14 protein-coding genes are annotated in these 16,002 nt (G+C 67.2%); 7 read left to right on the top strand and 7 right to left on the bottom strand.

What is annotated here, in order from left to right:
- Positions 1-74: 74 nt before the first annotated feature.
- The 3 genes from ASE31_RS21670 to argS all read right to left on the bottom strand — a co-directional run bounded on the left by ASE31_RS21670 (position 75) and on the right by argS (position 3,197).
- Positions 75-731: a thiol:disulfide interchange protein DsbA/DsbL gene (locus ASE31_RS21670; protein ID WP_057203885.1), complete on the bottom strand. Its 657-nt coding sequence runs from the start codon at positions 729-731 to the stop codon at positions 75-77.
- A 74-nt stretch (positions 732-805) separates the two neighbouring features.
- Entirely contained in the window at positions 806-1,474 is a 669-nt protein-coding gene (locus tag ASE31_RS21665; protein ID WP_057203884.1) for an SPOR domain-containing protein, read from the bottom strand.
- Between the two features lie 13 nt (positions 1,475-1,487).
- A complete protein-coding gene (gene argS, locus ASE31_RS21660; RefSeq protein ID WP_057203883.1) occupies positions 1,488-3,197 on the bottom strand; it encodes an arginine--tRNA ligase in 1,710 nt (569 codons plus the stop codon).
- Positions 3,198-3,429: 232 nt separating this feature from the next.
- On the opposite strand from argS, the gene ASE31_RS21655 reads away from it, so the two are divergent.
- Positions 3,430-3,780: a PsiF family protein gene (locus tag ASE31_RS21655; RefSeq protein ID WP_057203882.1), complete on the top strand. Its 351-nt coding sequence runs from the start codon at positions 3,430-3,432 to the stop codon at positions 3,778-3,780.
- A gap of 89 nt (positions 3,781-3,869) precedes the next feature.
- On the opposite strand, the gene ASE31_RS21650 is transcribed toward ASE31_RS21655, so the two are convergent.
- Together ASE31_RS21650 and ASE31_RS21645 are read right to left on the bottom strand one after the other, a co-directional pair.
- Positions 3,870-4,316 (bottom strand): DUF2214 family protein, encoded by a 447-nt coding sequence (locus ASE31_RS21650; RefSeq protein WP_057203881.1) that lies wholly within the window; start codon positions 4,314-4,316, stop codon positions 3,870-3,872.
- A gap of 175 nt (positions 4,317-4,491) precedes the next feature.
- Positions 4,492-5,856 (bottom strand): dicarboxylate/amino acid:cation symporter, encoded by a 1,365-nt coding sequence (locus tag ASE31_RS21645; RefSeq protein WP_057203880.1) that lies wholly within the window; start codon positions 5,854-5,856, stop codon positions 4,492-4,494.
- 230 nt (positions 5,857-6,086) lie between these two features.
- Between ASE31_RS21645 and ASE31_RS21640 the strand changes: the two genes are divergently transcribed.
- Positions 6,087-8,762, top strand: a complete 2,676-nt coding sequence (locus ASE31_RS21640) for a PAS-domain containing protein (protein ID WP_057203879.1) — start codon at positions 6,087-6,089, stop codon at positions 8,760-8,762.
- A 13-nt stretch (positions 8,763-8,775) separates the two neighbouring features.
- Here the strand turns inward: ASE31_RS21640 and ASE31_RS21635 are convergent, their stop codons facing one another.
- The gene (locus ASE31_RS21635) at positions 8,776-9,420 is read right to left on the bottom strand and encodes a response regulator transcription factor (RefSeq protein ID WP_057203878.1); all 645 of its coding nucleotides are present in this window, start codon (positions 9,418-9,420) and stop codon (positions 8,776-8,778) included.
- 27 nt (positions 9,421-9,447) lie between these two features.
- Entirely contained in the window at positions 9,448-10,380 is a 933-nt protein-coding gene (locus ASE31_RS21630; RefSeq protein WP_057203877.1) for a LysR family transcriptional regulator, read from the bottom strand.
- Between the two features lie 172 nt (positions 10,381-10,552).
- Here ASE31_RS21630 and ASE31_RS21625 point away from each other — a divergent pair, with 172 nt between their 5' ends.
- The 5 genes from ASE31_RS21625 (at position 10,553) to ASE31_RS21610 (ending at position 15,769) form a co-directional block, all read left to right on the top strand.
- Positions 10,553-12,763: a malate synthase G gene (locus tag ASE31_RS21625; protein WP_057203876.1), complete on the top strand. Its 2,211-nt coding sequence runs from the start codon at positions 10,553-10,555 to the stop codon at positions 12,761-12,763.
- A gap of 214 nt (positions 12,764-12,977) precedes the next feature.
- Complete coding sequence (locus tag ASE31_RS31200) at positions 12,978-13,211, top strand: cysteine-rich CWC family protein (protein WP_082604301.1); 234 nt, start codon at positions 12,978-12,980, stop codon at positions 13,209-13,211.
- A 48-nt stretch (positions 13,212-13,259) separates the two neighbouring features.
- Positions 13,260-13,448 (top strand): 4-oxalocrotonate tautomerase, encoded by a 189-nt coding sequence (locus ASE31_RS21620; protein WP_057203875.1) that lies wholly within the window; start codon positions 13,260-13,262, stop codon positions 13,446-13,448.
- A 27-nt stretch (positions 13,449-13,475) separates the two neighbouring features.
- Positions 13,476-14,972 (top strand): MFS transporter, encoded by a 1,497-nt coding sequence (locus tag ASE31_RS21615; RefSeq protein ID WP_057203874.1) that lies wholly within the window; start codon positions 13,476-13,478, stop codon positions 14,970-14,972.
- Positions 14,973-15,001: 29 nt separating this feature from the next.
- Complete coding sequence (locus ASE31_RS21610; RefSeq protein ID WP_057203873.1) at positions 15,002-15,769, top strand: class II glutamine amidotransferase; 768 nt, start codon at positions 15,002-15,004, stop codon at positions 15,767-15,769.
- Positions 15,770-16,002 lie beyond the last annotated feature (233 nt).

Below are 16,002 nucleotides of genomic sequence, written 5' to 3'. Positions count from 1 at the left end.
GGCGACATGCCATGAAAAAAGCCCGCATCCGCGGGCTTTTGGTACACACAGGCGCCAGTCCTGCCAAGAAATGGTCAGCCTTTGCGGACCGCGCCCACCAGATGCTCCACCACCTGCAGCACGACAGGCATGCTGCCGGCCATGGTGCCATCGGTGTAGAAGCGGCCGGCCACACCCATCGAGGGCACGCCTTCCACACCGTACGCATCCTGCAGCTGCGACGCGCGGCGCACTTGATTGGAGACGGTGAACGAGCTGTAGATTTCCTTGAACTTGGCCACGTCCACGCCCTGCGTGGCGATCCAGGCCATGATTTCATCGTCCTTGGCCAGCTTGGCCTTCTCGACGTGGATGGCACGGAAGACCTTGGCGTGCAGGGCATCGAGCTTGCCCATGCCTTCGAGCGTGAAGTACAGCTTTTGCTGCGGCACGAAGCTGGGGTTGAACGCCACGGGAATGCGGCGGATGCTCAGGTCCTTGGGGGCCGCCTTGACCCAGGCGTCGAGCGTGGGCTCGAAGGCATTGCAGTGGGGGCAGCTGTACCAGAAGAATTCGATCACATCGACCATGCCCGCCGGCGCGTCGGGCGTGACGGGCTTGTCGAGCTTGCGGTAGTCCTTGCCCTCCTTGAACTGGCGCGGTTGCGCCAGCGCGGGGGCGGCCACGGGCAGGGTCAGGGCTGATGCGGCCACTGCGGAAGCGGCAGACAGGGAAAACTCGCGGCGTTTCATGAAAGTGGCACTCCTTGGTCTGGTATTGGGGGGTGTGAGCCACGCCCCCGGAAAAAGTTCAGGCAGGCATGCACTCAGCGCTGCACCCGCACCAGGGCGGACTCGACGCCCGTGGTGTCGAGCTTGTCCTTGAGCTGGGCGGCGTCATCGCGCTTGGTGAACGGGCCGACGCGCACGCGGAACACGGTACGGCCATTCTGCTCGCGCTCGCTCACGCGGGCCTCCCAGCCCAGCATGGCCAGCTTGGCGCGCTGCGCATCGGCATCGGCCTGGGTGCGGAAGGCACCGGCCTGCACGAAGTAGTCGAAGGGGTCGGCACTGTTGCCGGGCGCCGCAGCGGCCTTGGCAGCGGCCAGATCCCCCAACGGGTCGGCACTGCCGGGCTTGGTGGCTGCGGCGGCAGGCTTGGCCGACGAGGCGGCGGCACGCGGGTCCGCTGCTGCCACGGCAGGTGCCGAGGCAGCAGGCGCAGGCGCCGGTGCCACCCCTGCCGTGGCGGGAGCCGACGCTGCGGCCGCAGGAGGCCGCGCGGGGTTCTTGCCATACAGCGGCGAGTTCGGGTCCCAGTTCTTGTTCTTCTGCGCTTCGGCCGCGTCCTGGTCGGTGCCGCGTGCGCCACCCTTGTTGAGGAAAGGCACGGGCACCTTGGTCACGTAGACGGCGACCGCCAGCGCGGCGCCCAGGCCGAAGATCACGCCCACGATAAAGCCGATGATGGTTCCGCCCAGTTGCTTGTTCTTCATAGGTAGTGGTCGCTTACATTCTGGCCGGAGCCGATACGCCCAGCACAGCCAGGCCATTGTGCAATACCTGCGCGGTGGCGGCGACGAGGGCCAGGCGCGCGCGCTTGACGGCCTCATCGTCCACCAGGATGCGCTCGGCATCGTAGTAGCTGTGGTAGCTGGCGGCCAGGTCGCGCAGGTAGAAGGTGACGTCGTGCGGGGCTTCTCCGTCGGCCGCAGCGGTGAGCATTTCGGGGTACTTGGCCAGCTGCAGCATCAGTGCCTGGGCTTGCGGGCCTTCGAGCGGGGACAGGTCCACGCCCTGGAGCGAGGCCACATCGCCACCGCCCTGCTCGGCCCAGCTGCGCAGCACCGAGCAGATGCGCGCATGCGCGTACTGCACGTAGTACACCGGGTTGTCGTTGTTCTGCGCCACGGCCAGGTCCACATCGAAGGTGTACTCGGTGTCAGGCTTGCGGCTGAGCAGGAAGAAGCGCACCGCGTCCTTGCTGGTCCATTCGATCAGGTCGCGCAAGGTGACGTAGCTGCCCGCCCGCTTGCTGATCTTGACCTCCTCGCCACCCTTGACCACGCGCACCATGGTGTGCAGCACGTAGTCGGGGTAGCCGTGCGGGATGCCCACTTCGGCCGCCTGCAGGCCAGCGCGCACGCGCGCGATGGTGCCGTGGTGGTCGGTGCCCTGGATGTTGACCACCTTGGTGTAGCCGCGCTCCCACTTGGCGATATGGTAGGCCACGTCGGGCACGAAGTAGGTGTAGGTACCGTCCTGCTTGCGCATCACGCGGTCTTTGTCGTCGCCGTAGTCCGTGCTCTTGAGCCACAGGGCGCCGTCCTGCTCGTAGGTCTTGCCGTTGGCCACGAGCTTGCCCACCGTGGCCTCCACGCGGCCGCTGGTGTACAGGCTCGACTCAAGGTAGTACTCGTCGAACTTCAGGTTGAAGGCCTGCAGGTCCTTGTCCTGCTCGTTGCGCAGGTAGGCCACGGCGAACTGGCGGATCGATTCCACGTCGTCCACGTCGCCGCTGGCTGTGTACTCGCGGTCATCGGCCTTGACGGTCTTCTTCGCCAGGAAGTCGTTGGCGATGTCCTGGATGTAGTCGCCGTTGTAGAAGGCCTTGCTGGCCGGGTTCTCGGAATCCGTAGGCCAGCACTCGTCGCCGGGCTTGAAGCCCTTGGCGCGCAGCTGCGTGCTGTTCGTCAGCGTCTGGATCTGCACGCCCGCATCGTTGTAATAGAACTCGCGGTGCACACCCCACCCCTGGGTGGCGAACAGGTTGCAGATGGCATCGCCCAGGGCGGCCTGGCGGCCGTGGCCCACATGCAGCGGGCCCGTGGGGTTGGCCGAGACGAACTCGACCAGCACCTTGGCGCCCCGGTCGGCCTGGTAGCCGAAGCGCTCGCCGGCAAACAGCACCTCGCGCACCACCTCCTGCTTGGCAGCGGGCTTCAAACGGATGTTCAGGAAGCCCGGGCCCGCGATCTCGATGGCATCGACCCAGCGCCTGAAGGCGGGCGTGGCCTCCAGCGCCGCCTTGAGCTGCTCGCCCAGCGCGCGCGGGTTGAGCTTGAGCGGCTTGGCCAGTTGCATGGCCGCCGTGCAGGCGAAATCGCCATGCGCGGCCACCTTGGGGGATTCGAATGCCGCCTTGGCGCCCGCGCCAGGGGAAAGGGTGTCCAGCTCGGCCGCGAGAGCGGCCAGCAGATCGTGTTTGACAGAGAGCATCCCGGGATTTTACGGGGCGGGCCGTGACTGCCCTGGCAGGGTGTGTTGCCCACGCCACCAAATGCGCGCACGGGCCTGCACAACAGGCACATAAAAAGCGCTGCGCAGCTGCAACAGATTGCAAAGAATCCTGTCATCCCGCGAACCGTGTCAGCGCAGCCCGGGGGCGGTACGTTGTAATTGGGCAATCCGATGCGGATTGCATCGGATGCCCTTACCACCGGAGCACTATATGAAAAAGCTTCTCTCCCTGACGGCCCTGAGCCTGGTCCTCTCTTTCGGTGCAGCACACGCTGCCGACGCCCCTGCGGCCAAGGCCTCCGCGCCCGCAGCTGCGGCTGCAGCCGCCCCGGCGGCGACTGCAGCATCGGCCGCAGCACCCACCAAGCAGCAGTCCAAGATGGCCACCTGCAACACCGAGGCAGCCGACAAGAAGGGTGACGAGCGCAAGGCCTTCATGAAGACCTGCCTGTCCAACAAGCCTGCCACGCAGCAGGACAAGATGAAGACCTGCAACGCCGACGCAAAGGGCAAGAAGGGCGACGAGCGCAAGGCCTTCATGAGCGATTGCCTCAAGAAGTGATCTGCCGTGCCGGCCTGCCTGGCCGGCATTCGCCAGCAACCCGCCCGGCCCCGTGCCCGGCGGGTTTTTTCATGGCCTGGGGCCTGTGCTTACCAGCCCCGCGCCCAGAACACCGCGATCACGGCCACCACCGGGATCGCATGGGCCTGCAGCATCACCAGGCGGCGCACCCTGGCGACTTCTCTCTTATCCGGCAGGGTGCCATCGGCGCGCAGCTGGCGCAGCCAGCGCCGGAAGGCGATGGTAGGGAAGATGGAGACGATGGCAATCGCCACCACCAGTGTGATCTTGAAGTGGAACATGGGCTGGGATACGTACCAGGACATGCCCTTGACCCCGAAGAACACCCGCGCCAGCCCCGTGGCCACCAGCGCCATGGCCGAGGCGGCATAGATGGCGTCGAGCCGCGCCAGGCGCTCCACCACCGCGGCATTGAGCCATTCGATGCGGCACAGCGCGGCCTGGCTTGACAGAAAGACCACCAGGGTCAGGATGGCCACTATGTGCAGGGCGGCCAATACGGCTTCGAGGGTCATCGCGGATCCTTGTTTGGGGCAGTTCGCGGCGATTGTGCGCGAGGAACGGCCCCGCAGAGGTAGGCGCCCTTCCTGACCCGTCCCTCGGCCGGCAGTTGCATGCGAAAAAGGAGCGTGCCCATGCAGGCACACCCCTTCTTGTGAAACCATGGCCCCGCAACGGGCCTGCCAGCGATCAGGCGGCCGTGCGCGCCACGGCGGCCACATCGGCCGGCACCACGGGTGCTGACACGGGGACTGCCACGTCCGGCAGCGGGTGACCGTCCAGGGCGGCGTGCAGGCGGGTGTAGTCGAGCGCATTTTCCCAGCGCGAGACCACTACGGTGGCGACGGCGTTGCCGATGAAGTTGGTCAGCGAGCGGCATTCGCTCATGAAGCGGTCCACGCCCAGGATCAAGGCCATGCCGGCCACGGGCACTTCGGGCACCACGGCCAGGGTGGCGGCCAGGGTGATGAAGCCCGCGCCCGTCACACCGGCCGCGCCCTTGGAGCTGAGCATGGCCACCAGCAGCAGGGCGACCTGGTGGCCCAGCGTGAGTTCGGTATTGGTGGCCTGGGCGATGAACAGCGCGGCCAGCGTCATGTAGATGTTGGTGCCGTCCAGGTTGAAGGAGTAGCCCGTGGGCACCACCAGGCCGACCACCGACTTGCTGCAACCGGCCTTTTCCATCTTTTCCATCAGTGAAGGCAGGGCCGATTCGGAGGACGAGGTGCCCAGCACCAGCATCAGCTCGGCCTTGAGGTAGCGGCACAGCTTGAGCACCGAGAAGCCGCACAGGCGCGCCACGAAGCCCAGCACCACCAGCACGAAGAGCAAGGAGGTGATGTAGAACGAACCGACCAGCCAGGCCAGGTTGACCAGCGAGCCCAGGCCGAACTTGCCGATGGTGAACGCCATGGCACCGAAGGCCCCCAGGGGCGCGGCCTTCATCACCAGGCCCACCACCTTGAACACGGGGGTCGTCAGCGCTTCGAGAAAGTTCTGCACGGGGCGGCCGGCCTCACCCACCATGGCCAGCGCCACGCCGAACAGCACGGCCACCAGCAGCACCTGCAGGATGTTGTCGCCCACGAAGGGGCTGATCAGCGTCTTGGGGATGATGTCCATGGCAAAGCCGGTGAGCGTCATCTCGTGCGACTTGGCCACGTAGGTCTTGACGGCCGTCTGGTCCAGGTCGGCCGGGTTGATGTTCATGCCCGCGCCGGGCTGCACCACGTTGGCCACGATCATGCCGATGACCAGCGCCAGCGTGGAGAAGAACAAAAAGTACGCCATGGCCTTGCCGAACACGCGGCCTACGGAGCTCAGCTGCGACATGCCCGCGATGCCGGTCACTATGGTCAGAAAGATCACAGGGGCGATGATCATCTTCACCAGCTTGATGAAGGCATCACCCAGGGGCTTGAGCGCTTCGCCGTAAGCCGGTTCGAAATAACCCAGCAACACGCCCAGGACGATGGCGAGCACCACCTGGAAGTACAGTTGGCGGTAGAACGGCAGGTGCACCGGTTGGGCGGCCTGGGCAGGAATGGCGTGCATGGGGGACTCCAGAAGTCACGGGAACTGCACCACCGGGGTGCTTCGAGGGTGCTGTTTGTACCGCTGCCCGCTGTTTCCGCAGATAGCTAATTGGTAGTAGTCGGCGGCGCCCCCATAGGAGGCCCATCGGCAAATCCTAGGGAAAACACCTAGCACCCCAGAAAGGTGCGGCACACTCCCACGCGCACCAAACACGCGCTTGTGAGCGCCTTCCACGAACCGCCTCGTCCATGACCACCTCCCACCGCCGCAAGTTCTGGACTGTGCTGATCCTGCTCGCAGGCATGGCGGCCAGCATGTTCGCGGCCGGCCAATGGGCCTGGCAGCATTCGCTCGACGAAGAGAGCGACAGCGTACAGCGCCAGCTGGCCCTGTACGGGCAGACGCTGGGCCAGCGCATCGACCGCTACCGCACCCTGCCCGAGGTGCTGGCGCTGGATGCGCAGCTGTACGACGCGCTGAGCCGCCCCCAGAGCCCGGCGCAAGTGGAGCAGCTCAACCTCAAGCTGGAGCGGGCCAACGGCGCCAGCCAGTCGTCCACCCTGACCCTGATCAACCGCGAGGGCCTGGCCGTGGCAGCCAGCAACTGGCGCAGCGCCACCAGCAACGTGGGCGTGGACTACAGCTTTCGCCCCTACGTACAGCAGGCGCTGGCGCAAGGCAGCGGCAGCTTCTATGGCATCGGGGTGACGACGGGAGAGCCTGGCTACTTCCTGTCGCAGGCCATCCGCGATGACCAGGGCGAGCCGCTGGGCCTGGTGGTGATCAAGATCGCACTGCAGGAGCTGGAGCGCGAATGGCTGCAGACGGAGGACATCGTGCTGGCGTCCGACGCGCATGGCGTGGTCTTTCTCGCCAGCCAGGATGCCTGGCGCTACCGGCTGCTGGAACCGCTGACCGAAGCGGAGCGCCGCGAGCTGGCCGCCACGCGCCAGTATTCGGACCAACCGCTGCGCCCGCTGGACTACCGGGTGGACGACCGCATGGACAACGGCGGCCGCCTGGTGCGCATGCAGACAGCCGACCTGCCGGGCCTGCCCGGCCGCCTGCTGTGGCAGACCCAGCCCCTGCCCGGCACGCCCTGGCAACTGCACCTGGTGCACGCAACCCACAGCAGCGTGGCGGACAGCCGCTGGGCTGCTGCGGCGGGCGGCGGCGGCTGGCTGGCGCTGGCGCTGCTGGTGCTGTTCGTGCGCCAGCGCCAGCGCCTGGCCCACCTGCGCCAGCGCAGCCGCCAGGAGCTGGAGACCGTGCTGCAGCAGCACGCCCAGGAACTGCGCACCGCGCAGGACGGCATCGTGCAGGCGGCGCAGCAGGCCGCGCAACAGACGGATACGGGACTGTCACGCAGCCTGGAGCACCTGCCGCAGGGCGTGGTCATCATCGACGCCGACCTGCGCCTCGTGGCCTGGAACTCGCGCTATGTGCAGCTGTTCCGCTACCCCTCCGACCTGATGCAGGTGGGCCAGCCCATCGAGGGCCTGCTGCGCCACAACGCACGCCGCGGCCTGCTGGGCCCTGGCCCGGTCGACGAATCCGTCGAGCGGCGCCTGTCGCACCTGCGCAGCGGCCTGCCCCACCTGCACGAAAGCGCCAAGGACGACGGCACGGTGCTGGAGATCCGCGGCACCCCCCTGCCCGAGGGCGGGTTCGTGACCAGCTACGCCGACATCACCAGCTACAAGAACGCCGCGCGCGAGCTGCGTTCGCTGGCCGATGCGCTGGAACAGCGCGTGGCCGACCGCACGCGCGACCTGGACGCCGCCCGTCGCGAGGCCGAGCAGGCCAACCGCTACAAGACCCGCTTCGTCGCAGCGGCCGTGCACGACCTGCTGCAGCCGCTGAACGCCGCCCGCATGTTCAGCTCGCTGTTGCGCAGCCACCTGCACGACGATGCCGGCCGGCATGCGGCCGACAGCATCGACGGGGCCCTGGCTGCGCAGGACGCGATCCTCAACAGCCTGCTCGATATCTCGCGCATGGAGTCTGGTCAGCTCGACGTGCGCATCCACGACGTGGCCCTGGGCCCGCTGCTGCAGGTGCTGGCCCACAATTTCGGTGTACTGGCCGAGAACCAGGGCCTGAAGCTCTCGTGTGTGGCCACGCGCCAGGTGGTGCGCACCGACGAGAACCTGCTGCGCCGCATCCTGCAGAACTTCGTCTCCAACGCCATCCGCTACAGCCGGCGCGGGCGCATCGTGGTGGGTTGCCGCCGCGTGGGAAACGGCCACCTGCGCATCGAGGTGCATGACCAGGGGCCAGGCATTCCCGAGGCGCTGCAGCGCGAGATCTTCGAGGAGTTCCGCCGTCTGGACGAGGGTCGCGCCGACGACCGGGGTGCCGGCCTGGGCCTGGCCATCGTGGAGCGCCTGGGCCGCCTGCTGGGCCACCCCATCGGGCTGCGCTCGCAACTGGGGCGCGGCAGTGTGTTCTGGGTCTGTGTGCCGCTGGGTGATCCGACCGCCCTGCAGCAGCAGATCGCAGCCCCCGCCACGGCCCAGCCAGCGCTCGAGGACGCCCCGCTGCACGGCAGCAGTGCCTGGGTGATCGAGGACGATGGTCCGACCTGCGCTGCCACGAAGGCCCTGCTGGAGCGCTGGGGCTGCCAGGTGCCGCTGGCCGGTGACGCGAAGGAGGCGTTGGCGCAGGCCCAGCCGGGCCAGGCACCGCAGCTGGTGCTGCTGGACGTGCACCTGGGTGGCGGCCAGCACGGTCCTGACGTCTATACCGAACTGTGCCGCCGTTGGGGCCAGGCTCCGGCCGTGATCCTGGTGACCGCCGAGCGCGACGCCACGCTGCGCCGCCAGGCCGCCGAACGCGGCTGGGGCTTTCTGGCCAAGCCGGTGCGCGCACCCGCGCTGCGGGCACTGATGAGCCAGACCTTGCTGCGCCTGCGGGAAAGATAGCGCCGCAGCAGGCTCAGGCGGATGCCGCGTCCTCGGTCTCCAGGCTCTTGACCAGCACAGCGGCCTGGGTGCGGCTGTGGCAGGCCAGCTTTTTCAGGATGGCGGTGACATGCACCTTGACGGTGTTCTCGGCCAGGCCCAGCTCACCCGCAATCTGCTTGTTGAGCAGGCCGTCGGCCAGGCACAGCAGCACGCGGAACTGCTGGGGCGTGAGCTGCGCCAGGCGGGCGGCCAGCTCGGCGTCGGCCTCGGAGCGCTCGGCGGCCATGGGCGGAAACCAGCTGTCGCCGGCCAGCACCGCCTCGATGGCCTCGCCCATGGCTTCGGCGGGCGCGGACTTGGGGATGAAGCCCACCGCGCCGAACTGCTGGGCGCGGCGGATGACGCGCGGGTGGTCGTTGGACGAGATGATCACCACGGGCAGCTCCGGATACTCACCACGCACGTGCAGCAGGGCCGAGAAGCCGCGCGCGCCCGGCATGCTCAGGTCCAGCAGCACCAGTTCCACCTCGGGATGCTCCTGCAGCGCCGTGCCCAGCGTGGCCGCACTGGCGGCCTCCAGCGTGCGGAACTGGGGCAGTCGCCCGTGCAGCACATGCAGCACGGCAGCGCGGAACAAGGGGTGGTCGTCAGCGACCAGGAGCGTGGGCTCGGACATGGAGTCTGCAGTCTGCCACGGGCCCGATCAATGGGCCGGTATGCCCCGCCAGAAGGCAGGCTGCGCGTAATGGTGCTTGAGGAAGTCGATCCACAGCCGCACGCGCAGCGGCATGTGCTTGCGCTGGGGGAAGACCACGTAGATGCCGTTGGGCGGTGCGGCAAACTCTTCCAGCACCTCCACCAGGCGGCCGGCGGCGATCTCGGCCTCCACCTCCCAGGTGCTGCGCCAGGCGATGCCGTAGCCGGCCAGGCACCAGTCGTGCAGCACCTGCCCGTCCGAGCAGTCGAGCGGCCCGCCGGGCTTGAGGTGGACCACCTCGGTGCCGCCGCCCTCCAGCGGCATGCGGAACGCCCAGCCACGCGTCTGCGAGGCTTCGCTCGACAGGGTCAGGCAGTCGTGCGAGGGCAGTTCGCCCGGGTGGCGCGGGGCCGGGTGGTTTTTCAGGTACCCGGGCGTGGCCACGCACAGGCGCCGGTTGTCGGCAATGCGCACACTCACCAGGGACGAATCGGGCAGGTCGCCCACGCGCACGGCGCAGTCGAAGCCTTCACCGGCGAGGTCGACCACCCGGTCACTGAGGTTGAGTGAAATCGTCACGTCCGGGTGTTCGCTGCGAAAGCGCGGCACCAGCGGCGCCACATGCCTGCGGCCAAAGCCTGCTGGCGCCGTGATGCGCAGGTGCCCTGTGGCCTTGACGCCGCCCTCGGACACGCTGGCCTCGGCATTGGCCACGTCGGACAGCAGGCGCTGGCAGTCCTCCAGGAAGGCGCTGCCTTCATGCGTCAAGCTGATGCGCCGCGTGGTGCGAACCAGCAGCTTCACGCCCAGGTGCTCTTCGAGCGCATCGAGCCGGCGGCCCATGATGGCGGGCGCCACGCCCTCGGCCTTGGCGGCGGCGGTGAGGCTGCCACGCGTGGCAACCGAGACGAAGGATTCGAAGGCCTTGAGCTTGTCCATGGGGCTGATTATGGTGAAGGAGCGCGCCCACCGCACCCTCACTTGTGCGTAAAAGTCATTGGTTTACAGCTTTTGAGCATATTTATACCGACAAACATTTGCAATACAGTCTGTCCATGGCCTGCAGTGGCGGGCTCCGCATTTGTTCACATCCAACGCCTGAGGCACTCCCATGACCGACCGCACTTCCATCCACGGCCTCCAAGTGGCCACGTCCTTGTTCCGCTTCGTCGAAGACAAGGTGCTGCCCGGCACCGGCGTGGACAGCGCCGCCTTCTGGAAGGGCTTTGACGGCATCGTCGCCGACCTGGCGCCGCGCAACATCGCCCTGCTGGCCGAGCGCGACCGCCTGCAGACCGAGCTCGACACCTGGCACCAGGCCAACCCCGGCCCCATCACGGACATGGTGGCCTACCGCGGCTTCCTCGAAAAAATCGGCTACCTGGTGCCCCAGCCTGCCGACGTGCAGGCCACCACCACCAACGTGGACGACGAGCTGGCCACCCAGGCCGGCCCGCAGCTGGTGGTGCCCATCCTGAACGCCCGCTATGCCCTGAACGCGGCCAACGCGCGCTGGGGTAGCCTGTACGACGCTCTGTACGGCACCGATGCCATCCCCGAGACCGATGGTGCGGACAAGGGCAAGGGCTACAACCCCGTGCGCGGCGCCAAGGTGATCGCCTTCGCGCGCCAGGTACTGGACGACACGGCGCCCCTGGCCACCGGCTCGCACAAGGATTCGACCGGCTACCGCGTGGAAGACGGCCAGCTGGTGGTGGCGCTCTCCAACGGCGGCACCACGGGCCTGAAGGATCCCTCCCAATTCAAGGGCTACCAGGGCGACGCAGCAGCGCCTTCCTCGGTGCTGCTGCAGCACAACGGCCTGCACCTCGATATCCAGATCAACCGCAACACCCCCATCGGCCAGAGCGATGCGGCCGGCGTGAGTGATCTGGTGCTGGAGGCTGCGCTCTCCACGATTCTCGACCTCGAAGATTCCGTGGCCGCCGTGGACGCCGAAGACAAGGTACTGGGCTACAGCAACTGGCTGGGCATCATCCAGGCCACGCTGACCGAACAGGTCGCCAAGGGCGGCAAGACCATCACGCGCGGGCTCAATCCCGACCGGGTGTACACCGCCCCCTCCGGTGCAGCCGGTGCGGTGCGCCTGCACGGCCGTTCGCTGATGTTCCTGCGCAATGTGGGCCACCTGATGACCAACCCGGCCATCCTGTACACCGACGCCCAGGGCAAGGAGCGCGAGATCCCCGAAGGCATCATGGACGCCGTGGTCACGACCACCATCGCGCTGCACGACCTGCAGGGCCATGGCGCCAACGACATCCGCAACTCGCGCAAGGGCAGTGTCTACATCGTCAAGCCCAAGATGCACGGCCCCGCCGAAGTGGGCTTTGCCAGCGACCTGTTCGGCCGCGTGGAGCAGTTGTTGGGCCTGCCAACCAACACCGTGAAGCTGGGCATCATGGACGAAGAGCGCCGCACCAGCGTGAACCTCAAGGCCTGCATCGCCGCCGCCGCCAGCCGCGTGGCCTTCATCAACACCGGCTTCCTGGACCGCACGGGCGACGAGATGCACACCGCCATGCTGGCCGGCCCCATGATCCGCAAGGGCGACATGAAGACCAGCGCCTGGATCCAGTCGTACGAGAAGAACAACGTGCTGGTGGGTCTGTCGTGCGGCCTGCGCGGCAAGGCGCAGATCGGCAAGGGCATGTGGGCCATGCCCGACCTGATGGCCGAAATGCTCAAGCAAAAGATCGCCCACCCCAAGGCCGGCGCCAACACCGCCTGGGTGCCCAGCCCCACGGGCGCCACCCTGCATGCGCTGCACTACCACCAGGTCAACGTGGCCGATATCCAGATAGGCCTGGAAAAGACCGACGTGAACGCCGAGCGCGACAACCTGCTGACCGGCCTGCTGACGGTGCCCGTGACCGCCACCCCGAACTGGACCGATGCCGAGAAGCAGCAGGAGCTGGACAACAACGCCCAGGGCATCCTGGGCTACGTGGTGCGCTGGGTCGACCAGGGCGTGGGCTGCTCCAAGGTGCCCGACATCCACAACGTGGGCCTGATGGAAGACCGCGCCACCTTGCGAATCAGCAGCCAGCACATGGCCAATTGGCTGCGCCACGGCGTGGTAACCGAAGCCCAGGTGAAGGAGACCTTCGAGCGCATGGCCGCCGTGGTGGACGGCCAGAACGCCGGCGACCCGCTGTACCAGCCCATGGCCGGCCATTTCGGCACCAGCATGGCCTACCAGGCGGCCTGCGACCTGGTCTTCAAGGGCATGGCCCAGCCCAGCGGCTACACCGAGCCACTGCTGCACGCCTGGCGCCTGAAGCTCAAGGCGGCGGCCTGACCACCGGGGCCTTGCGGCCCCCCTGCACAGAGGGGTCCTCCGGATCCCTCCACCAACGGCACCTTCGGGTGCTTTTTTTTGGGCATGGCCCCACACCGCTGACCCCACAAAGGCCCTCACCCTGGCCCCTGGGCCCGGGAGGCGGCACAATGGGCCGGGCACGCCAGCCAGGCAGCGCGCGAGGCATGGCGCGCCCTGCTGCACCCACCCCACGATGACTCCCCCACCGATTTCCACCGTCTCGCAGTGCGCTTTGTGCGGGCAGGCGAACCAGTGCGCCATGGCGGCCGGACAGCCGCCCGAAACCTGCTGGTGCATGGCCACCACCGTGGCGCCCGAGGCCCTGGCCGAAATTCCTGCGGCGGCCCGTGGCAAGGTCTGCATCTGCCCGCTGTGCGCTCGGCCTCGTCCGGCTCTGGACGCATTGGACCCGGCGGCCCCGATATGATTTCCTCTTTTCTTTTCGTTCATTGACCATTACCCCAAGGAGTCCTGCATGCCCACTTACCACGTCGAGATGATGGAAGGCCGCACCATCGAGCAAAAGAAGAAGCTCGTGGAAGAAATCACCCGCGTGTCCGTCGAAGTGCTCGGCGGCTCGCCCGAGTCGGTCGACATCCTGATCACCGACATCAAGCGCGAGAACTGGGCCACCGGCGGCAAGCTCTGGTCCGAGCGCACCTGATACCCTTCTGACCACGATCCCCCGCCCATGAGCGCACAGCCATCCTCCAGCTCCCTCGCCGCACTGCGCGAACGCCATGGCGAGCGCTACCGCTGGCTGCTGCTGCTGACGGTCATGGTCGGCACGATGGCGTCGATAATGTCCTCGACCATCGTCAACGTCGCCATCCCGGACATGAGCCATTACTTCACCCTGGGGCAGGAACGTGCCCAGTGGGTGACCTCGGGCTTCATGGTGGCCACCACGGTGTCCATGCTCACCACGCCGTGGCTGCTGTCGCGCTACGGCTACCGCGCCACCTACGTGGGGGCCATGCTGCTATTGCTGGCGGGCGGCATCGGGGGTGGCCTGGCGCGCGATTTCGGCCTGGTGCTGGTGGCGCGTGTGGCCGAGGGCCTTGCGGCCGGGGTGGTGCAACCCATTCCTGCCGTCATCATCCTGTACGCATTCCAACCCCATGAACAGGGCCGCGCGAGCGGCATCTTCGGCATGGGCGTGGTGCTGGCACCGGCGATCGGCCCGAGCATCGGCGGGCTGCTGGTCGACTGGTTCGGCTGGCGCTCCATCTTCTTCATGGTGGTGCCGCTGTGCCTGGCCTCCATCTGGCTGGCCTACAAGTTCGTACCGGTCACGGCGCCGGGCGGCGTGGCGGCCAACCGCAATGGCGAGGCGCTCGACTGGCGCGGTCTGGCGCTGGGTACCGCCGGCACGCTGTGCCTGCTCAATGGGCTGGTGGCCTTGCATGGGGGCACCGCCACGGAGGCCATCCTCCTGCTGGCGGGCGCCGTGGTGGCCACAGGCCTGTTCATCGGCTGGCAGCGCCGGCAACTGCGGCAGGGCCGCAAGCCGCTGATGGACCTGCGGCTCTTTCAGTACCGGCAATTCGCCATGGGCAGTATCGTGGCCTTCATCTACGGCACGGCGCTGTTCGGATCCACCTACCTGCTGCCCGTGTTCATGCAGCTCGGCATGCAGCTGTCGGCCTCGCACGTGGGCACCATCATGCTGCCCGCAGGCTTCGTGCTGGCCATCACCATCGCCATGGTGGGCCGGCTGGCCGACCGGCAGCCCACGCACTTGCTGGTGAGCATCGGGCTGGCCCTTCTGGCCCTGTCCTTCGGGCTCATGGTGCTGGTGGGCCTGGGCTCGGCGCTGTGGATGCTGGTGGCCTTTGCCATCCTCGGCCGCATCGGCCTCGGTTTCATCCTGCCATCGCTGAACCTCGGGGCCATGCGGCCGCTGGACAAGTCGCTGATCTCGCAGGGATCGAGCGCCATCGGCTTTCTGCGCATGCTCGGCGGTGCTGCGGGTGTGAGCCTGTGCGGTATCGTGCTCGAATGGCGCCTGGGTGCGCATGGTGCATCGCTGACCTCGGGCGCGAGCAACGCCGCCCGCATCGATGCCTTTGGCGAAACCTTTCTGATGCTGACCGCGCTGTGCGTGCTGGCCCTGGTGGCCGCCTGGCAACTGCGCGAAGCGCCTGCGGCGCCGGCCGATACCCCCTCCTCTTCACCCCAGGCCTGATGGCCGACTGATCCGGACTTCTCGCGACCATGTGCCAACTGCTGGGTATGAACTGCAACACGCCGACCGACGTGACCTTCAGCTTCACCGGGTTCGCACAGCGCGGCGGCAACACGGCCGACCATGCCGACGGCTGGGGCATCGCCTTTTTCGAGGACCGGGGGTTGCGGCACTTCGTGGACCATCTGCCCGCCGTGGATTCGCCCGTGGCAGAGCTCATCCGCCGCTACCCCATCAAAAGCCAGAATGTGATTGCGCACATCCGCAAGGCCACCCAGGGCCTGGTGAGCCTGCAGAACTGCCACCCCTTCGTGCGCGAATTGTGGGGGCGCTACTGGGTGTTTGCCCACAACGGCGACCTCAAGGACTTCCGGCCCCGCCTGCATTCAACCTTCCACCCGGTGGGCGATACCGACAGCGAACACGCGTTCTGCTGGATCATGCAGGAGCTGGCGAAGTCCCATGCCAGCGTGCCCAGCATTGCCGAGCTGACCATCACCTTGAAGGAACTGGCCGCGCGCATCGCGCCGCACGGCACCTTCAACTTCCTGCTCTCCAATGGGCAGGCGCTGTGGGCCCATGCCTCCACTGGCCTGTACTACGTCGAGCGCAAGCACCCGTTCAGCGAGGCGCAACTGTCCGACGAGGACGTGCGCATCGACTTCGCCACCCAGACCACAGCCACCGACCGCGTGGCCGTGATCGTGACCGCACCACTCACCACCAATGAGGAGTGGACGGCATTTGGCAAGCAAGAACTGCTGGTGTTTGTGGACGGCCAGCGGCAAGGCGGCTGAACCGCTGGGTGCGGGCCTGGATCGCGAGAAGACTTGCCGGACCGGCCCACCAACCTCTGAACGCTCTGCGGAAAATCGCAAAGGCCGTGCGGTCATGGCAGCACGTGCCGCGCGGCTATGTGTCTTCTGCAGCCATCACGACCATCGGGCCGGAGGCATTTCGCTCGCCTAAACGCAAAACCCCCCAGTCCTTTGGAGACTGAGGGGGTTTGGGGCTATAAGAGCCTGACGAT

It is taken from the genome of Acidovorax sp. Root217, from assembly GCF_001428645.1.
GTDB lineage: Bacteria > Pseudomonadota > Gammaproteobacteria > Burkholderiales > Burkholderiaceae_C > Acidovorax.
This window is presented reverse-complemented; position numbering and strand designations above follow the sequence as displayed.